Consider the following 18,116-nt stretch of genomic DNA (forward strand, 5'->3'; position numbering starts at 1 on the left):
CTCTCCTCGTCCCGCCCGGCCCCCCACGGGCCGATCCAGTCATATCGGTCGGGGACGTTACCTCACACGGCCGCCGGGTCCGGCCTCAGTGGGCCGGGGAGGACCGCCGGATGCCGACGGCGGCGAGGAGCGCTCCGAGGAGGCACAGCAGTCCGGTGACCACGGCTGCCGCGTGCACACCGTTCATGAAGGCCTGGCCGCTGCCCTCGACGACGGCGGCGCGCAGGGGCGCGGGCATGGCGCCGGAGACGGGCGCGACGCCCATGGCGACGGCGTCCTTGGCCTGGGCGAGGCCGGCGGCCGTGGCGGCGGGGACCCCGGCGGCGGTGAGTTCGCCGCCGAGGGTCGAGCCGACCCGGGCGCTGATCACGGACACCAGGACGGAGGTGCCGAGCGCGCCGCCGATCTGGAGGGTGGTGGCCTGCAGTCCGCCGGCCACACCGCCGTCCTGGACGGGGGCGTTGCCGACGATGGCGTCGGAGGAGGCGGACATCACCATGCCGACGCCGAGGCCGAGCGCGACGAACGGCGGCCACATGGTGGCGTAGGCGGAGTCGGTGGTCCAGGTGAGCATGCCGAAGCAGGAGGCGGCCTGGAGGACCATGCCGAGCGGCATGACGACCCGGGGGCCGAACCGGCCGGTGAGGGCGGCGCCGAGCGGGGAGGCGACGAGTGAGGCGAGGCTCAGCGGGAGGGTGCGGACGCCGGCCTCGACGGGGGTGTGGCCGCGGACGTTCTGCAGGTAGAGCATGACGAAGAAGATCGCGCCGAGCATCACGAAGAAGTTGAGCGCGGTGACGACGGTGCCGACGGTCAGGGCACGGCTGCGGAAGAGCCGCATGGGCAGCAGCGGATGGGCGACACGGGTCTCGTACCAGCCGAAGACGACGAGCACGGCGACGCCGGCGAGGACGGTGGCCCAGGTGCCCGCCGAGGTCCAGCCCCAGGTCTCGCCCTTGACCACGCCGAGGACCAGGCTGAGCAGCCCGGTGGCGAGCAGGACGACGCCGGGGACGTCGAAGCGGTGGTGTCCGGTGGAGTTCTTGGACTGGGGCAGCACCACGACGCTGAAGACGAGGGCGGCGACGCCGATGGGCAGGTTGATGAAGAAGACGGACTCCCAGCCGACGTGCTCCACCAGCAGGCCGCCGACGATGGGCCCGAGCGCGGTGGAGACGGCGGAGACCATGGCCCAGATGCCGACCGCCATGCCGAACCGCCTCGGCGGGAACACGGCGCGCAGCAGCCCGAGGGTGTTCGGCAGGAGCAGACCGCCGAAGACGCCCTGGAGGGCGCGGAAGACGATCACGCCCGTGATGGATCCGGACAGCCCGATGGCGACCGAGGAGAGGGCGAAGCCGGCGACCCCGGCCAGGTAGTGGGTGCGCCGGCCGAAGCGGTCGCCGAGCTTGCCGCCCAGGATGAGGGTGGCGGCGAGGGCGAGCAGGTAGGAGTTGGTCACCCACTGGAGTTCGGCGGTGGAGGCGTTCAGGTCGCGGCCGATCTCCGGGTTGGCGATGGCGACGACGGACCCGTCGAGCTGCACCATGAACAGGCCGAAGGCGACCGCGCACAGGGTGAGCCAGGGGTTGGAGCGCAGCCGGCCGGCGGCCGGGGCCGGCTCGAGGGCGCGTGCGGGCGCGCCGGAGTGGTCCACGGACGTGGAGGACATGAGGGGACCTTGTCTGTGTACGGGGTTCGGGAGAACGGTGGAGACGCGGAACGGCGCGCTGCGAAGGTGAGGGCGGCACGGTCCGCCGGTGGCCGCGCCTCACGCGCGGCGAGCCGCCCGGGAGGCGGGGGGCGGGTCAGTGCGCGGCGGTGCGCAGATGCCGCGTGAGTGAGGTGAGCGCGCCCAGCGCGGAGCCGAGGGCGTCCAGCTCGCCGTCGGTGAGGGCCTGCAGGGCCTCGGCGAGGTAGGCCGTCTCGAGGTCGCGGACCTCGGCGAGGCGGGTGCGCGAGGTGGCCGTCAGGTACAGGTGCGCGACCCGCTTGTCGGCGCTGTCCCGCCGGCGCTCCAGGTCGCCCGCCTCGGTGAGCTGGGAGACGAGGGCGCTGACGTTGTTGGGCTTCATCAGCAGGGCCTCGGCGGCCTCGCGCACGGTGACGCCCTCCTGCTGGGCGACGAACTTCAGCAGCAGAAGCCGGCCCTCGGGGGGCTTGGGGTGCGCGTAGGTGGAGGCGACCCGTCGGTCCAGGGTCCGGTGCAGCGCGGGGAGGCAGGCCGCGAGCTCGGCGGCCACGCGGTCGATGCCCCGGGAGGGCGCGCTGGTGTCGGACATGTCAGCGAGGATAGGTATCTCGTCATAGGTATGTCAATCGAGGCACGTCCCGGCCGGAGCGGGACGGGGCCGAGCCGGGCCACGATCGGGGCGGGACGGGATCGACGCAGGCCCGGACCGGGCCCGCCGCCGCCGCACGGCATAAGCTCAGCCAATGGCCAAGTACTACGACGTGCACCCCGACAACCCCCAGCCGCGCACCATCGCACAGGTCGCGCAGGCCATCCGGGAGGACGCCCTCATCGCGTACCCGACGGACTCCTGCTACGCGCTGGGCTGCCGGCTGGGCAGCAAGGACGGCATCGACCGGATCCGGGCCATCCGCAAGCTGGACGACCGTCACCACTTCACCCTCGTGTGCCAGGACTTCGCGCAGCTCGGGCAGTTCGTACGGGTGGACAACGACGTGTTCCGCGCCGTCAAGGCGTCGACGCCGGGCAGCTACACCTTCATCCTCCCGGCGACGAAGGAGGTGCCGCGCATGCTCCAGCACCCGAAGAAGAAGACGGTGGGGGTGCGGATCCCGGACCACGTCGTCACCCAGGCCCTGCTCGCCGAGCTCGGCGAGCCGCTGCTGTCCAGCACCCTGCTGCTGCCCGGCGAGGAGGAGCCGATGACACAGGGCTGGGAGATCAAGGACCAGCTCGACCACGTGCTGGACGGGGTGCTCGACTCCGGGGACTGCGGCACCGAGCCGACGACGGTCATCGACTTCTCCGGGGGCGAGGCCGAGATCGTGCGGCGCGGGGCCGGCGACCCCTCGCGGTTCGAGTGACCCACCCGCCGCCGGGGGCCGGCGGCGCGGGCAGTGGCGGCCCTCCCGTGCGGCCGGGGCCCTCACGGGCGGTTCGGTGGTGCGTGCAACGATGAGCGCGCACCGGCCCGGCCGGACCGGTCGACCGCCCGTCGTGCACCGCGCAGAGAGGCACCCCCATGACCTCCGTACAGGGAACAGCCGTTGACATCCCCACCGAGGACGGCGTCGCGGACGCCTATCTGGCCCACCCGGGTGACGGGACGCCCCGGCCGGGCGTGCTGCTGTACCAGGACGCCTTCGGGCTGCGCCCGCACCTCAGGTCGATGGCCGACCGGCTCGCCGGGGCCGGCTACACGGTGCTGGTCCCCAACGTGTTCTACCGTCACGGGCGCGCCCCGGTCGTGGAGTTGCCCGAGTTCATCGACCCCTCCGCCCGCCCGGACATCTTCGCCGGTCTGCGGCCGGTCATGGAGTCCCTGACGACCGACCTGGCCATGCGGGACGCGGGGGCGTATCTGCGCTGGCTGGAGGAGAGCCCGCTGGTCGCGGACGGGCCGGTCGCGCTCACCGGGTACTGCATGGGCGCCCGGCTCGCCCTGCTGACCGCCGGCACCCACCCGGAGCGGGTCGCGGCGGCGGCCGGCTTCCACGGCGCCCGGCTCGCGACCGACGCTCCGGACAGCCCGCACCTGGTGGCCGGACGCGTCACCGCCGAGCTGTACTTCGGCCACGCCGACGACGACCCGTCGCTGCCGCCGGAGCAGATCCGCCTCCTGGAGGACGCCCTCACCGCGGCCGGGGTGCGGCACACCTGCGAGGTGTACACGGGCGCCCACCACGGTTTCACCCAGGCCGACACCGCCGCGTACGGCGAGGAGGCCGCGGAGCGGCACTGGGCGGCCCTGCTGGACCTGCTCAAGCGGACTTTCTGACCCGCACGGGACCATCCGGGCGTGTCCGCTGCGCCTCGCCGGCCGCGGGCGCGCTCGTTCGTTCGCGTCGCCTCTGTTCACATCGTTGACATGAGCACACCTCGGTGCGACTTTGAGAGCGCTCTCAAAGAGGTATGGACCAACCCCACAGGTCTACCCGCACGGAGGTGGAGAGTGCTCGCAAGGATCACCACGGCACTGTTCGGGGCGGTCGCGCTCGTCGGCGCGCTGCTCACTCTGGGACCACCGGCCGGGGCCGCCGTCCCCGACACGGTCCCGCTGAAGATCACCAACAACTCGGGCCGCGGCGAGGCCCTGTACGTCTACAACCTCGGCACCCTGCTGACGACGGGTCAGCAGGGCTGGGCGGACGCGAACGGGACCTTCCACGCGTGGCCCGCCGGAGGAAACCCGCCCACACCGGCGCCGGACGCCTCGATACCCGGCCCGGCCGCCGGCCAGTCGGCCACCATCCGGATCCCCAAGTTCTCCGGACGGATCTACTTCTCGTACGGACAGAAGCTCGTCTTCAGGCTCACCACCGGCGGGCTGGTGCAGCCGGCCGTGCAGAACCCGAGCGACCCCAACCGGAACATCCTCTTCAACTGGTCGGAATACACGCTCAACGACTCCGGGCTGTGGCTCAACAGCACCCAGGTCGACATGTTCTCCGCGCCGTACGCGGTCGGGGTGCAGCGGGCCGACGGCAGCACGGTCGGCACCGGGCACCTCAAGGCGGGCGGCTACAACGGGTTCTTCAGCGCCCTGCGCGGTCAGCCGGGCGGCTGGGCGAACCTGATCCAGACCCGGTCCGACGGCACCGTGCTGCGGGCGCTCTCGCCGCTGTACGGCGTGGAAACGGGGGCCCTGCCGGCCAACGTCATGGACGACTACGTCAACCGCGTCTGGCAGAAGTACGCGACCACGACGCTGACCGTGACGCCGTTCGCCGATCAGCCCGGCACCAGGTACTACGGCCGGGTCTCGGGCGGCGTCCTGAACTTCACCAACGCCGCCGGGGCGGTGGTCACCAGCTTCCAGAAGCCGGACGCCGCCAGCATCTTCGGCTGCCACCGGCTGCTGGACGCCCCGAACGACGCGGTGCGCGGGCCGATCTCCCGCACGCTGTGCGCGGGCTTCAACCGGTCCACGCTGCTGGTCAACGCCGGCCAGCCGGACACCACCACGGCGAACTTCTACCAGGACGCGGTGACCAACCACTACGCCCGCAAGATCCACGCGCAGATGGCCGACGGCAAGGCGTACGCGTTCGCCTTCGACGACGTCGGACAGCAGGAGTCGCTCGTCCACGACGGCTCCCCGCGCCAGGCGTATCTGACCCTGGATCCGCTGAGCTGAACGCGACGACGTCCCGCACGCGGAGGGAGCCCGCGCGCGGGACGTCGGTCAGCCGGAACGGATCAGCCGGTCGTGACGGCGGTGTCGTCGACGACGAAGCTGGTCTGGAGCGAGGAGTCCTCGACGCCGGTGAACTTCAGGGCCACCGTGGACCCCGCGTAGGAGCCGAGGCTGAAGGACTTCTGCACATAGCCGGAGGCCGCGTTGAGGTTGGAGTACGTGGCCAGGGTGGTCGACCCGGCGGTGACCGTCAGCTTGTCGTACTGGGTGCTGGTGGAGGTCTCGGCCGTGTCGATGTGGAGGTAGAAGGTGAACGTGGTGTTGGTGCAGCCACTCGGGATCGTCACCGACTGGGACAGCGTGTCGGTGTGGGTCGAGCCGTAGCCGTCGAGCCACGCCTTGTAGGAGCCGGTGCGGGCCGCCTGGCTGCTGGAGTTGGTGATCACGCCGCTCGACGCCGTCCAGGTGGTGTTGCCGGACTCGAAGCCCGCGTTGCCCAGGAGCTGGGTCGAGGTGCAGGAGCCGCCGCCTCCGGAGGAGCTGACCGTCCAGGTGAAGGACGCGGTGCCGGTCGCGCCGGTCGAGTCGGTCACCGTGACGGTCGTGCTGTAGGAGCCGGCCGTGGTCGGCGTGCCGGAGATCAGGCCGGTGGAGCTGATCGACAGGCCGGTGGGCAGCCCGGTCGCGGCGTAGGTCAGGGTGCCGCTGTTGGTGCTGCTGGCCGAGATCTGCAGGCTCACCGCGGTGCCGACGGTGGCGGACTGGCTGCCCGGGTTGGTGACCGTGACGCCGGTCGACGGGACCGTGATGTGGCTGCCGACGTTGATGCCGGCGAACGCGTTGCCGACACCGGCGTACTGGGTGGAGCTGGAGCCGTACAGGGCCGACGCCGCGTTGAGGGCGGCGGTGCGGGCGCCCGCGTAGTTGGTGCTGGACGTCATGTACGTCGTCAGCGCCTTGTACCAGATCTGCAGGGCCGCGGCCCGGCCGATGCCGGCGACGGCGACGCCGTCGGAGGTGGGGCTGTTGTAGGTGACGCCGTTGATGGTCTTGCTGCCGCTGCCCTCGGAGAGCAGGTAGAACATGTGGTTCGCCGGGCCCGAGGAGTAGTGGACGTCGAGGTTGCCGATGCCGGAGTACCAGCTGTCGGAGGAGCTGCCGTCCTTGTCGGGCTCGTCCATGTAGCGCAGCGGGGTGCCGTCGCCGTTGATGTCGATCTTCTCGCCGATGAGGTAGTCACCGACGTCGGAGGAGTTGTTGGCGTAGAACTCCACACCCGTGCCGAAGATGTCGGAGGTGGCCTCGTTCAGACCGCCCGACTCACCCGTGTAGTTGAGGTTCGCGGTGTTGGAGGTGACGCCGTGGCTCATCTCGTGACCGGCGACGTCCAGCGAGGTCAGCGCGTGGGTGCCGCCGGAGCCGTCGCCGTAGGTCATGCAGAAGCAGTCGTCGTCCCAGAAGGCGTTGACGTACGACGAGCTGTAGTGGACGCGCGAGTAGGCGGCCACGCCGTCGTTCTTGATGCCGCTGCGCCCGAACGTGTTCTTGTAGAAGTCCCAGGTGACCTGCGCGCCGAAGTGGGCGTCGACGCCGGCGGTCTGGGTGTTGGAGCCGGAGCCGGTCCCCCAGGTGTCGTCGGTGTCGGTCATCAGGGTGCCGGTGCCCGACGTGCCGTTGTTCAGGCTGTACGTCTTGTGACCGCCGCGGGTGGTGTCGTACAGCTGGTAGGTCGAGCCGGACAGCGTGGTGCCGATGGTCACCGTGCCGCTGTACTGGCTGTTGCCGGTGCCGGTCTCGACGCCCTCGAACTGGGAGAGCTTCTCGCCGGTGCGGGCGTCGGTGACGACGTGCAGCTTGCTCGGCGTGCCGTCGTCCTGCAGCCCGCTGACCACCGTCTCCCAGGCGAGCTTCGGCGTGCCCTCGCCGGCCCAGATCACCTTGCGGGCGCTCTTGGCGGCGGGGTCCTTGGCGTCGAGCGCCTTGGCCGCCTTCAGGGCCTTGGTCTCGGCGGACGCCTTGCTGTACGTCGCCTTCGTCGACTTGACCGAGACGGTACGGCGGTTGTTGTTGAAGGTCGTGCTCACCGTGCCGGCGGCCAGCGAGGCCGGGGGCGTGTGCACGACGAGGTCGCCGCCGAGGACGGGCAGACCGGCGTAGGTGCGCTCGTAGCGCGTGTGCACCGTGCCGTCGTTGTCCTTCACGACGTCCTTGACGACCAGCTTCTCCTTGGCACCGAGGCCAAGGGTCTCGGCCGTCTGCGGCGTCTTCGCCTCGGCGCCCTTGATCAGCGTCGTGCGCTGCGCGGGCGTGAGGTCGGCGGGCAGGCCGCCGGTGCGCAGGGGGCTGGGGTGGGGGGCCGCGGGCTTCGCGGCCGCCGGAACCGACTGGACGCCGAGGGCCAGAAGGGCGGCGGTGGAGAGCAGGGCCGCTCCGACCGCGGTCCGCTTGCGGGGGTTGGGTCTCACTCGTTCTCCTACTGCGGCGGCCGCGGGGTACGGCCGGTGACAGACCGGGCAGACGGGTGTGCTGTCCGGGACGAGCTGAGTTGTGCGGGACCGTGCAACACGTGAGGGCGACATGCCGCTGGTGTGCGGCAGTTGGGAGGGAGAATGACAGGCTTGACAGTGGCATGTCAGCCAAAGACGGGTGCTTCGAGGGTTATCCCTCGGTGACACGGGGGACCGGGACCGTCACGCCGGGCGTTCCTGTGCGTGAGCTGTGCGTTTGCTGATCCGCCGGGCGGGCGGGGCACTGGCACCACACCGCGTCGCGCGGTCCCCCCCCCGGCCGCGTCAGACGCCGGCGGGGGCGGTGAAGGCGGTGTCGGAGACGTCGCGCTCCAGAACGGCGCCCTGGAATCCGTAGGTGGGGATCGACGGGATCCTGAGAAGGAGGCAGAAACGCTCCGTGGAGGAGACGGTGGCCGCTATGTCACGGCAGGACCGGCGCAGGTAGGAGGCGGCGGCGTGATTGCCGACGGCGCTCTGCCCGCAGATGAGGATGACGGGCCGGGCACCTCCCGGCCCGGTGAACTTCGCGATCAGCGCGTACTCCTCGTTGCCGCGGTTCCAGGGATACCGTTCACCACCCACTTCGATGGCCAGAGGATGGTCCGGGTGGGTGTAGGGGTGGAACAGGACACCGGGGACGCTGTGGGCGAGATGACCCGCGCTTCTCACGTTCGATCCGGAGAGCGGACCGCCTATGCAGAACTCGGGCCGGTCGTCGTTGCTGCCGTGGAAGTCGTCGCTGCGCACCACCTCCACCTCGCAGCGCAGGCCGTGACTGAGGACGGCTGCCTCGATCATGGCCTGTACATCGTGGTGATGGGTGGAGCCCGGCGCGTTGTACTTGTTGTTCATCACGATCAGGCAGGTGTCGCCCGGGCGGGCGCCGACCACACGCATTCTCGTGCGAAGGTCCCGGCCGTGCTTCGCACGCTGCCACAGCCAGACCCCCGAGCCGCTGAGGCAGCTCGCCAGCACCCCCAGGACGAGATCACCGATCGCCCCCGTCACCATGCCGTCTCTCCCCCTGTGCGCCTCGCCCCGTGCCTACCCGTCGCCCACCCCCGCCGGCTCCTGCACGACGGGCGGGTCGGACAGCCTGTTCAGGAGGGCGGCGGCGGCGCCGCGCCAGGTGTATCTGCTCCTGAGCTGGTCGCGCAAGCGCGCGGCCCGGCCGAAGGCCTTCTCACGACTGGCGAGCACGTGCTCCACCGCCAGGCTCCAGCGCTCGACGTCCTCCTCGTTGTCGCGGGTCTCCACGACGTGGTCCGCGGCCTCCCGGGCGCCCAGAGTCTCGCGGAGCAGCAGACCGAGTCCGCTGGCGTCGCTGACCAGGACCGGGGTCCCCGCGGCGATCGCCTCGACGGCGGACAGGCCGAAACCCTCGCTGCGGGAGGGGAGCAGGACCAGACTGGCGGACGTCAGATCGGACTCCAGGACGCCGCTGTCGGTGAGGTAGGGCATCGGCTGGATGTTCAGGGTGCCCTTGCCGGCGTGGGCGTCCAGAGACGCGATCAGCTCGTGGCTCGGCTGCCCGGTCCTCAGGCCGCGGATGACGAAGTCCAGTTTGCGGTCGGCTTTCGTCCGCTGCACGAAGTGGCCCAGCGCCCGGGCCGCCAGATCGAGGCCCTTGAGCCGCACGTCCTCGGCGCGGCCGAAGACCAGGACCGCCGGATCACCGGCGGGCACGACGCGCGCCTCGGCACCCGGTCCGTCGAAGCCCGGGTTGAGACACAGCAGTCTGGTGCCGAGCGGGCCCGACGAAGGGAACCACTTGGCGAACTTGTTGTGCAGGAGCGGACCCACGACGGCGGTGTGGTCGGCCGCTCGGCCCAGGGCCACTTCGACCTGGGTCCGTTCGTCGGCACGCCATGAGGGATCGTCCGCCCGGTCCTCCTTCAGGAACTCGATCTCGCTCGGCAGCATGTGGATGATGTGCACGAGCTGGGCGTCCTGGTAGTGCTGTTCACGCAGGAGCTGGGCGGCCGGGCCGGTGATACGGCCGTGCCCGAGGACGACGTCCGGCACCACGGACAGCTCCGGCGGTCTGCGCAACAGGGACAGCTCGCCCGTCCAGACAGGGGGATCCTCGGCTTCGACCAGGGTCACGCGGCGCTGCTGCGCGTCCGTCTCCTCCTGCCGGTCGAAACGGGGCACGAGGCAGTACACCTCCGCGCCGGCGGCGGCGAGGGCCTCACACAGGCTGCGGTTGAAGCTGCTGATGCCGCCCAGCCGCGAGGCCCACTCGGTGGCAACGGCCAGGACGCGCAGCGGGGGACGCACAGCCGTGGAGGGCCCCGGTGGCCGGAAGCCGGACTCCTCGGCACCCGGCAGCGGGGACGGACGGTACGGACGTACTCCCGCCAGCCAGCCGGGGTGTGCCGACAGCACCAGCAGATGGCCGGGTTCGGGCGGCAGCAGTCCCGTCAACTCGTCCGGGGCGGCCGCCGAGACGAGAACGATCAGCCAGCGCCGCTCGTGCGCCAGATGGGTGAAGAGCGCCGGGACCGCGGCATCGGGACCACCGCCGACGGCGAGGCCGAGTCGGTGCGCCAGTTCCGTGTACGCCGCCCTGGCCTGGTCGGCGTCGCCGGCGGGCACCCACCAGACGAGGTCGTACTGGCTGGCGAAGCGGGCGGCGTATTCCTGGGCGACATCGGACGCGCCGATCCCGTCCGGCCCCTCCGCGGGCGGCATGCACGCCGCGTGCGAGCTGTTCATCTCCAGCCTGAGCTGCTGCAGAAGCGACTCCCGGTCGGGGACGCCGGGCGGTTCGGCGGGTACGTTCGACACGTCCGGGCGTGCCGTGGCGCTCGGCAGCCGGGGAACCGGCTCCGCCTCGGCGGCGGGGTCGGAGGAGGCCGGGCGATGCGCCGTCGGCTGCGGATCGGAGGCACCTTGGCCGGCTGTGTCCAGGGCGTGCCGGACGGCGGCGACCAGACGGGCGGCGGCCTCCTCCTCGGACAGCCCGAAGACACGCAGCCGCAGGAGCCCGGCCAGTTCGGCCGGAAGGTCGCCGGGCGGCAGCGGCTCGATCTCCACCGGCAGGAGTGCGGGGCGGACGTTCCGGTCGGCCGCGAGGGCGACATCCCGGCCGGCCGCGGCGTGCGGCGAACCGATGTAGTGCGGAGAGAGCAGCACGATCAGCACGCCACTGCGGGCCGCGTCACGCAGACGTTCGCCCCAGCTCTCGCCCACCCGCCAGTCCCACAGGTCCAGCACGACCCAGAACCCGTGCTCCTTGAGCGTCCAGCCGATCCATTCGGCCCACGCCCGGTCCGGCCCCGCGTGACTGATGAAGATCTGCCGCTCGCCGGTGGTCGCCGTCATGTCCCCCGCTCCTCGCCCACGTCCGCCGCCCAGTCGCCGAGCGCCGCACTGATGTCTGTCACGAGCGTATGGCCACCGGCGCGCAGCACCTTCACATGCCCTGCCTCTTCCAGATCGGCGAGGAACCGGTAGACGACGAGGACGTGCGTCCGGGCCTCGTCCGCCAGCTCCGCCACGTCCCGGCCGCGGGAGGAAGCGGCCACCCCGCGGCGGCGGTTCACCAGAGCGGTGACGACGCGGCGCTTGGCGTCCTCGAGATCGGCCACCACCTGCGGGGCCGCCACCCGGTAACCCCGCGCGGTGAGTTCGCACCAGGCCACCCGATCGCCGGAGCGCCCGGACCGCACCAGTCCGGACTTCTCCAGACGCATCAGGGTGCGGGCCGCCGTCGCACCGTCCGGCTCGCTCTGCATGGCGGTGCCCACGTCGGACCACGGCAGCGGGCCGCGGCCACCGCGCTGCAGAGCGGCGGTCAGGATCTGCCGCAGCAGCGCGACTTCGGGGGCCGGGAGTCCGGGGAACGCCGGCCGTCGCGGGGCCTCCGGCACGGTGGGCGCCCGAACGCCGAGGGGCTCCACGGCCGCGGGGGCCGGTTTCCCGCCGGGGTACGCGTCCGCCGGTCGCGGCTTGACGACGGGACGCGGATCCACGCCGTACAGGGTGTCCGCGATACGGCGGGCGGCGGAGAGAGCGCCCTCGGGGGTGCGAGGGCAGCGGAGTGCCTTCAGATGGAGCAGCGGAGGCGGTGCCGGTACGTCGTCCAGGAGTACGGGGATCAGGGTGCGCCGGTCCTGGATGCGGCGTTGCGCGGTCGCCTCGAGCTGGTCCTTCAGCCAGGCCTTCCGGTGCCACAGCGGCGAGAGGACGAGAACGAAGCCGTCCGCCGCGTCCATGCCGTCGGTGAACACGCTGCCGGTCAGACTGTCGCCGAGCCTCACCTCCCAGAAGTCCACCCACGCCCGGACGCCGAGTTCGGCCAGTTCACGCGCCAGGGGCTCCACGAAGGCGTCCCGGTCTTCCGCGATGTGGCCGATGAAAACCCGGGGGACGTGAAGCTCCGTCGTCACAGTGGTACCTCCCGCAGCAGGGCCTCCAGCCGTTTCGCGGCGCCGTCCAGGTGTTTCCCTTCCCGTTCGAGGGCGGTCACGGTCGCCGTGGCGGGCCGTCGGCGGCGGATGCCGGCGCGGACGTGGTCCACGGCCTCCAGCCAAGGGCCTTCGAGCTCGCCGGCGATGCGCTCCGTCGCCTTCTCGGCCGCGGCCCGTCTCCCGGCGCGGCGGTGTTCCGTCTTCTCGGCCCGTGTACGCCGGAGGAGGTCCCGGATCTCGGTCACGGCGATGACCAGGGCCTGCTCGCCGACCAGGGCGATCGAGTCGCCCAGCGCCGACGGGTCGGCGGGCGCGGAGGATCCGGTGGCGTGACCCACGGGCGGATCCGGCACCGTGAACGCCGAGGCGCTGTCCGTCATGGGCGGGTGGGCCACGTCCTGGCCTTCCGCGCCCACGCCGGGGACCGCTGTGCCGGGGTCGGAGAACTGCGGGGTGCCCTCCGTGGGAGCGCCGTAGCCGTACGGGTCGGACACGGGGAGCGTGGGGTACGGGTCGGGGACGGCGGGCGCCGGGAGGGAGTCGGCCGGGTCGCCCACCTGCCCGGGCACGGTCACCTGCGGCGCCTTGTCCTGCGCGTTCAGGGCTTCGGTGACCTGTTCGTGGCGGCGCCTTCGCACCTCGTGCTCGACGACATGGGTGAGCGATCCGACGCCCAGGACGAGGGCGGTCGTCGTGTCGGCACTGCCGGACGGTCCGGGAGCGGGGGCGCCGGGCGTGGCGAGGACGGCGCGTATGTCGTCGAGATAGGCGTTGAAGGCGCGCATACCGGGGCCGGCACGGACCGTGACCGCGTCCGCCTCGCCCTTGAGCGCCAGTTGCTGCACGTCGCCGGTCCACCGGGTCTGCCAGCTCCGCACGGCCGGGACGAGACGGTCGCGGGCGACCTGCTCCGCCGCCTCGGCGGAGACGGCCGAGTCGGCTGCGCGCAGCAGTTCCCTCCGCACGATGTCGCGCAGGTCGGCCCGGCCGGCGTCGCGCGCCGCGTCCAACCGGTTCTCCAGAAGGGCGCAGCGGGTGTTCAACCGCCGCGCGCCCTCCAGGGACGCCTCGGCTTCGGCGAGCGGGGTCCGCACCGCGTCCAGGGCGCGGAACGCCTGCCGGCACCAGAACCGGATCCGGGCCGCGGCCCGCAGTTCGGTCCGGCGCGCCGGCAGGGCCAGCAGAGCCTTCCTGAGGGCGGCGACCCCGTCGTGCTCGCCCACGTCCAGGTAGTGCTCCAGGCGCAGTTCCTCGTTGGGAATCCCGGCGCTGAGTCCGGCCGTGTCGGCCACCACCACATGCAGGTCGGGCACATGGTGCGGACCCACGGCGGCGGACAGCTGGGAACGGAACTCCCCGCGGACGACGGCCACGAGGCCGGCGAAGTCCTCGCCCCCGACGTCCGCTCCCCACCGGTCGGCCTGGGCCACCACCGGAAGCAGCGCACCGGCGGGAAGCGGCTGGGGCCGGCCGGCGTGGATCCAGGCGCCGCTCACCAGGTGGAGGAGGTGAGCCGCCGCTCCCCCGAACAGCCGCCGGTCGAGGACGAGAAGGACGGCGTCGGCCTCCAGCAGCGCGGCCTCGGCGCGCTCCGTGTGCAGCGCGTCGCCCGAGTGCAGGCCGGGCGAGTCGACGTAGCGCAGGCCGGCCCTGCGCACCTCGTCCGTCTCGAAGGTCTCCTTTCCGCCGCTCACGGCCGCCCAGTCGGGAACGCCCGCGCCGTCCTCCAGCAGCAGACGGCGCAGCAGGCTGGTCTTTCCTGCGTTCTGCGGTCCGTACAGCAGAACGCTGACGTCCGGGTCGGATTCCCGCGCGGCCCATGCCCCTTCGAGGGCAGCGGTCGCGACCGGTCCGAGGGCCTCCCGGACGGCGGTCCGGGCACGGTCCGCCCAGTCCTCCGGGTCGCCGTCCGCACGGGGACGGGGGTCCTCGGCCCCACTGGATGTGCTCATCCTTGTCCGTCCTTCACGTCGTCGCCGTCGCCGCACTCCAGGCGCAGTCGGGCTCCCGCGATGGCCGCGGCGTACCGGGCGGCGCGGTCCCGGGTCTCCTCCAGCTCGGTCAGCAGACCGCCCTGAGTCTCCGTCAGCACCACGGCGGTCTCCTCCAGCCGGACGCACACCTCCTCCACGGCGCCGCAACCGCCCCGCCTGCTGCGGGCCCATGCCGTGGCGCGGGCGCGCATCTCGCTCAGCAGGAGGGTGCGTGACGCCTCAACCTTCGCTTCCCGGTCGTCCTGTTCGTTCAGGGCGCTGAGGAGGGAGACGGCGTTGACGACCTTGAGGAAGATGCCGGCGTTGTTCACGGTGTGCAGAAGGTCCTGGACGTGGTCGGCGCTGACCACGACGTCGAGGTGGGCGGCCAGCGTGACGATGTCGTCGGGCGTCAGCTCGGCCACCGAGGTGAGCGCGGTGGACGCGCCGGACGCGATGTCCCGGCCCCAGACCTGGAGCGACTCCCGGGTGAGGAACGAGAGGTCGACGCGGTCCTCAGCCTCGGGGAACGCCTCGAGGTAGGAAGGAGAGGCGACCCTGCGGTCCAGTGCCGACGCGACGGCGCCCAGCCACTCCTGCGCGGACCTTCTCGTCCTCGCGGAGTGCCGTTCCCAGGCTCCGGCGAACTCCTTGTCCTCGTGCCAGTCGTCGAGGCGCTTCCCGCGGGCCTTGCGCACCGGTGCGTCGACCCCGGCCTCGAGCGCCTCGTGCACGAGGCGTGTGGTGAACGCGGTCGCGAGGCGCTCGGCTTCGACGACCACCGACCTGACCAGGCCGCGTCCGGACAGGGCGCCCGCCAGTGCCTCCTCGGCGAGTCGGCCGGTCTCGGTGATCCGGCGCTGCAGGACCTCGGCGTGCCGGAGGGCGTCGGCGCGCAGCGCACCCAGGCGGGCCGCCCCGCCGTGCAGCAGGGTCACGTCCAGGGAGTTCCGTTCCAGGGTGAGCCGTAACCTGCGCACGGCCGCCGCGAAGTCCCGGAAGCCGTCCCACGCGCGGAAGTCGTCGTAGTCCCGGCTGTGGTGGGAGCGCAGGCCATAGGGGGCGGCCGCCATCGACACGATCCGCTCGCGGTGCGGGGGCCGGCCGGGCGGCGTGGGCGCCACCTGTTCGAGGGCGTCGGCCAGGGCGCTCTCGCGGTGCTCGACATGGGAGCGCAGGTCGCGGGCGGGATCGGCGACGGCGATCCGGTCGACCTTGTTGATCACCCACAGCAGACGGCCCTGCTTGGAGCACCCTCCCGTCTTCGGGTCGCCCCGCAGGAGGAAGGTGAGATCGGCGCGGTCTCCGACCAGCAACTGGGGCGAGAAGAGGTAGATGACGGCGGTGGCGTCGGCGAGGGCCGCACGGGCGGCGGCGGTGTGGGTTTCCCGTCCGCTCTGGAATCCGGGCGTGTCGACCAGCAGCACGTCCTCCCAGGCGTAGGTCTCGGCGCGGAAGGTCTCGGGACCGGCAGCGCTGCGCAGGGAGTCCGGGACAGGCGCGCCGGACTCCACCAGCAGCCTTCGGACGAAGGCGGACTTTCCGGTGCTCAGATCACCGGCGATCGCGATCCGCGGCCTGGGGTCGGCCGCCAGCGTGTCCAGTTCGGCGATCACACCCGTCGCGTGGGGATCCTCTGCCAGGTCCCGGCGCACCTGGTGGAGCCACTGAAGCCCCGACCCGGGCGTCGGACCCGGCGGGCCGCTCCGGAAAGCCTCACGCAGCCGGTCCAGGACGTTGGGACTGAGTCGGGGCGTGCGCCGCGCGCTCCGGCGCACCGCGGTGCCGTCCGGTGAGATGAGGTTGTGCGGGTCGTCGCACCAGTCGGAGCCGAGCCAGTAGCGGTCGGCTTCGGCCGGGTGGGTGACACCGGCCGAGGCCTCGGCGCGCCCCATGGCCTCGACCAGGATGTCGGCGGCGTCGCGGGCCGGTGGCAGGGCGCGGACCGCCGCGGTCAGCCGCGCGGCATCCCTGGCGGCGGCCGCGGCTGTACGGCGGACGGCCACGGCCTGGTGGATCCCCGGGCCCGCCCTGAGCAGCACCGCCCGACGGACGATGCCCGTGCAGTGCGCGGCAACCCGCTCCCGCAGGTCCTCGACGGACCGGTCCACGGCGGCGCGCGCCTGTTCGAGTTGATCCCCCAGTGCGGCGTCCCGGCGCTGCTGCCCTCGCCTGAGCCCGAACAGGGCGGTGAGCCTGCCCACCCCGGCGGCGACGGCGAGCCCGACCATGGCCCAGCCCACCGGGTTCCAGATGTTCAGCGCCGCTGCCACCGAGAATCCCGCCCCCAGCAGGCCCGCTGCCGCGCTCGTGTAGCCGGCGCCGCGGCCCAGGGCCCGGTATCCGGCTCCCGTGTCTCCCCGCACCCGGCCCGTGTGGCCGTCGACCTGGGTGTCCACCTGGGACAGGCCCGCCTCGACATCGGCGGCGATGAGACCGACCCGGCCCTGCACATAGGACGTGAAGGACTCGGTCGCCTTCTCGACCGTCGCCGTCAGCTCGTCGGAACGGAAGACGGCCGCGTTGAACTCCTCGCCGGACAAGGGCCTGCGCTCCCGGAACGCCTGGTTCACCAGGTCTTCAGCGCGTGCCTCCAAGGTGCTGCGCAGCGCACCGAATCCGCTGGTGAGGAGATGGTCCAGATGGTTCCGCACCTCGGCCCGGGCGGGCACGGCGAAGGGGCCACCGCGCAGCGACTGCAGTTCGCCGAGGGCCCGGACGGTATGCGCGCACGCGACTTGTTCGGGCACGGCGCGCGCCGCATCGGTGTCCATGAGCAAATCCTGGGGGGCGCCGAGGACGGACAGCAGTTCCTCGAGACCCGCCTCGATCGTCTCCGCCGCCTGGCGGGCGGGCTCGGCCAGCACGGTGGTGATCTCCTCGGCCAGGCCGCCGAGGGCGCCCGCCGTCTGTCGCAGCAGGCCGCCGTGGCGCAGCTGCGCCGCGTCCACGCCGACGGCCTCCGTGAGCAGGGTCTCGAGCGTGGGCAGGTTGGAACGCTTCAGCAGCGTCGGCCGGTCGGCCCTGCGGCGCATGTCCTGCACGGTTCTCGCGTCCCAGCCCTGATACGGAGCGGCGGCACGGGCGGCGACCGCGCGCTGAGCGCTGAGCGCGACGAGGGGCACGTCGGGGAGGCCGCAGCTCGCGAGCCAGTCCCGGATGTGCGCGGCGTGCTCCGCCACGGTCTCGGAGAGGTGGACCCTGACGTCACGGCGCGAGACGAGGTCCGGGTCGCGCCAGGGCCGGACCATGCAGTTCAGCACGACGACGACGGGCTTGCCGTAGGCCAGGACCCACTGCGCCACCGTGGTGAACTCGCCCTCCAGCTGACTGCCGTCGTCGAAGCACAGCAGCACGACGTCGGCCAGCAGGACGGCTCGTCGGGCCGCCTCCTCGAGATCACGGTTGTCGCCGTCACGGCCCCAGCCGTTGGTGCCGGGTGTGTCGAACAGCCGAAGGCCCGCCCACCGGGTCTCCTCCACCTTGGTGGTGTGGTCGGTCCGGCCGGGCGAGATGCGCCTGCCGTCGCCTCCGGTGAACGCCTCGACGAGGGAGCTCTTGCCGACCCCGGTACGGCCGAAGAGGACGATGTTGAAGGTGTCCAGAGCGGCCAGCCGGTCTCCGGCCAACTCCTGCACCAGCTCGGCGGCCCGGTTCCGCAGTCGCTGCTCCTCGTCGAACAGGGTCCGCTGTTCCGCGGTGACCGACGCGTCACCGGACCCTGCGGTCGGCGGCCGCACTTCCCGTGCCAGTTCCTCGAACATGCCCGACAGCTCCCGAGCCAGCGGAGCGCTGTGCGCCACCGCCTCGGCCGCGGCTTTCGCCAGGCGAGACTCGTCCATGCCCAACCCCCCGGTCGTGCTCACGCCACGCATCGACGGCGGCCCC

Annotated in this window: 11 protein-coding genes; 3 read left to right on the plus strand and 8 right to left on the minus strand. The window is 72.3% G+C overall.

Going from position 1 to position 18,116, the window contains the following annotated elements; all coding sequences use genetic code 11:
* Window positions 1–85: 85 nt before the first annotated feature.
* The gene (locus ACFY2L_RS27575; protein WP_390661501.1) at window positions 86–1,672 is read right to left on the minus strand and encodes an MFS transporter; all 1,587 of its coding nucleotides are present in this window, start codon (window positions 1,670–1,672) and stop codon (window positions 86–88) included.
* 136 nt (window positions 1,673–1,808) lie between these two features.
* Window positions 1,809–2,282 carry a MarR family winged helix-turn-helix transcriptional regulator gene (locus ACFY2L_RS27580; protein WP_390823720.1) on the minus strand — a complete coding sequence of 158 codons (474 nt, stop codon included), beginning with the start codon at window positions 2,280–2,282 and terminating at the stop codon, window positions 1,809–1,811.
* A 154-nt stretch (window positions 2,283–2,436) separates the two neighbouring features.
* Here ACFY2L_RS27580 and ACFY2L_RS27585 point away from each other — a divergent pair, with 154 nt between their 5' ends.
* The 3 genes from ACFY2L_RS27585 to ACFY2L_RS27595 all read left to right on the plus strand — a co-directional run bounded on the left by ACFY2L_RS27585 (window position 2,437) and on the right by ACFY2L_RS27595 (window position 5,330).
* Window positions 2,437–3,057: an L-threonylcarbamoyladenylate synthase gene (locus ACFY2L_RS27585; protein WP_390661499.1), complete on the plus strand. Its 621-nt coding sequence runs from the start codon at window positions 2,437–2,439 to the stop codon at window positions 3,055–3,057.
* A 158-nt stretch (window positions 3,058–3,215) separates the two neighbouring features.
* Window positions 3,216–3,971 carry a dienelactone hydrolase family protein gene (locus tag ACFY2L_RS27590; protein ID WP_390823721.1) on the plus strand — a complete coding sequence of 252 codons (756 nt, stop codon included), beginning with the start codon at window positions 3,216–3,218 and terminating at the stop codon, window positions 3,969–3,971.
* Window positions 3,972–4,145: 174 nt separating this feature from the next.
* On the plus strand, window positions 4,146–5,330 hold the full coding sequence (locus ACFY2L_RS27595) for a glycoside hydrolase family 64 protein (protein WP_390823722.1): 1,185 nt from the start codon (window positions 4,146–4,148) through the stop codon (window positions 5,328–5,330).
* A gap of 62 nt (window positions 5,331–5,392) precedes the next feature.
* On the opposite strand, the gene ACFY2L_RS27600 is transcribed toward ACFY2L_RS27595, so the two are convergent.
* From ACFY2L_RS27600 to ACFY2L_RS27625, 6 genes are all read right to left on the minus strand, one after another.
* Entirely contained in the window at window positions 5,393–7,795 is a 2,403-nt protein-coding gene (locus tag ACFY2L_RS27600; protein WP_390661497.1) for a M4 family metallopeptidase, read from the minus strand.
* 327 nt (window positions 7,796–8,122) lie between these two features.
* Window positions 8,123–8,851: a hypothetical protein gene (locus ACFY2L_RS27605; protein WP_390823723.1), complete on the minus strand. Its 729-nt coding sequence runs from the start codon at window positions 8,849–8,851 to the stop codon at window positions 8,123–8,125.
* Between the two features lie 33 nt (window positions 8,852–8,884).
* Window positions 8,885–11,167, minus strand: coding sequence for a TIR domain-containing protein (locus ACFY2L_RS27610; RefSeq protein WP_390823724.1), 2,283 nt, complete (start codon window positions 11,165–11,167; stop codon window positions 8,885–8,887).
* The gene (locus tag ACFY2L_RS27615) at window positions 11,164–12,234 is read right to left on the minus strand and encodes a TIR domain-containing protein (protein ID WP_390823725.1); all 1,071 of its coding nucleotides are present in this window, start codon (window positions 12,232–12,234) and stop codon (window positions 11,164–11,166) included. The genes ACFY2L_RS27610 and ACFY2L_RS27615 overlap by 4 nt, the downstream gene beginning before the upstream one ends.
* The gene (locus tag ACFY2L_RS27620; protein WP_390823726.1) at window positions 12,231–14,207 is read right to left on the minus strand and encodes a GTPase; all 1,977 of its coding nucleotides are present in this window, start codon (window positions 14,205–14,207) and stop codon (window positions 12,231–12,233) included. Before ACFY2L_RS27620 ends, ACFY2L_RS27615 begins: the two co-directional genes overlap by 4 nt.
* Window positions 14,204–18,070 carry a GTPase gene (locus tag ACFY2L_RS27625; protein WP_390823727.1) on the minus strand — a complete coding sequence of 1,289 codons (3,867 nt, stop codon included), beginning with the start codon at window positions 18,068–18,070 and terminating at the stop codon, window positions 14,204–14,206. Before ACFY2L_RS27625 ends, ACFY2L_RS27620 begins: the two co-directional genes overlap by 4 nt.
* Between the last annotated feature and the right edge of the window lie 46 nt (window positions 18,071–18,116).

This window comes from Streptomyces sp. NPDC001381, from assembly GCF_042895685.1.
Classification (GTDB): domain Bacteria; phylum Actinomycetota; class Actinomycetes; order Streptomycetales; family Streptomycetaceae; genus Streptomyces.

What these genes read in the sequence shown, in the direction of transcription:
- ACFY2L_RS27575 (WP_390661501.1), bottom strand. Translation starts at nt 1,672, where the DNA reads ATGTCCTCCACGTCCGTGGACCACTCCGGCGCGCCCGCACGCGCCCTC.
- ACFY2L_RS27580 (WP_390823720.1), bottom strand. Translation starts at nt 2,282, where the DNA reads ATGTCCGACACCAGCGCGCCCTCCCGGGGCATCGACCGCGTGGCCGCC.
- ACFY2L_RS27585 (WP_390661499.1), top strand. Translation starts at nt 2,437, where the DNA reads ATGGCCAAGTACTACGACGTGCACCCCGACAACCCCCAGCCGCGCACC.
- ACFY2L_RS27590 (WP_390823721.1), top strand. Translation starts at nt 3,216, where the DNA reads ATGACCTCCGTACAGGGAACAGCCGTTGACATCCCCACCGAGGACGGC.
- ACFY2L_RS27605 (WP_390823723.1), bottom strand. Translation starts at nt 8,851, where the DNA reads ATGGTGACGGGGGCGATCGGTGATCTCGTCCTGGGGGTGCTGGCGAGC.
- ACFY2L_RS27610 (WP_390823724.1), bottom strand. Translation starts at nt 11,167, where the DNA reads ATGACGGCGACCACCGGCGAGCGGCAGATCTTCATCAGTCACGCGGGG.
- ACFY2L_RS27620 (WP_390823726.1), bottom strand. Translation starts at nt 14,207, where the DNA reads ATGAGCACATCCAGTGGGGCCGAGGACCCCCGTCCCCGTGCGGACGGC.
- ACFY2L_RS27625 (WP_390823727.1), bottom strand. Translation starts at nt 18,070, where the DNA reads ATGGACGAGTCTCGCCTGGCGAAAGCCGCGGCCGAGGCGGTGGCGCAC.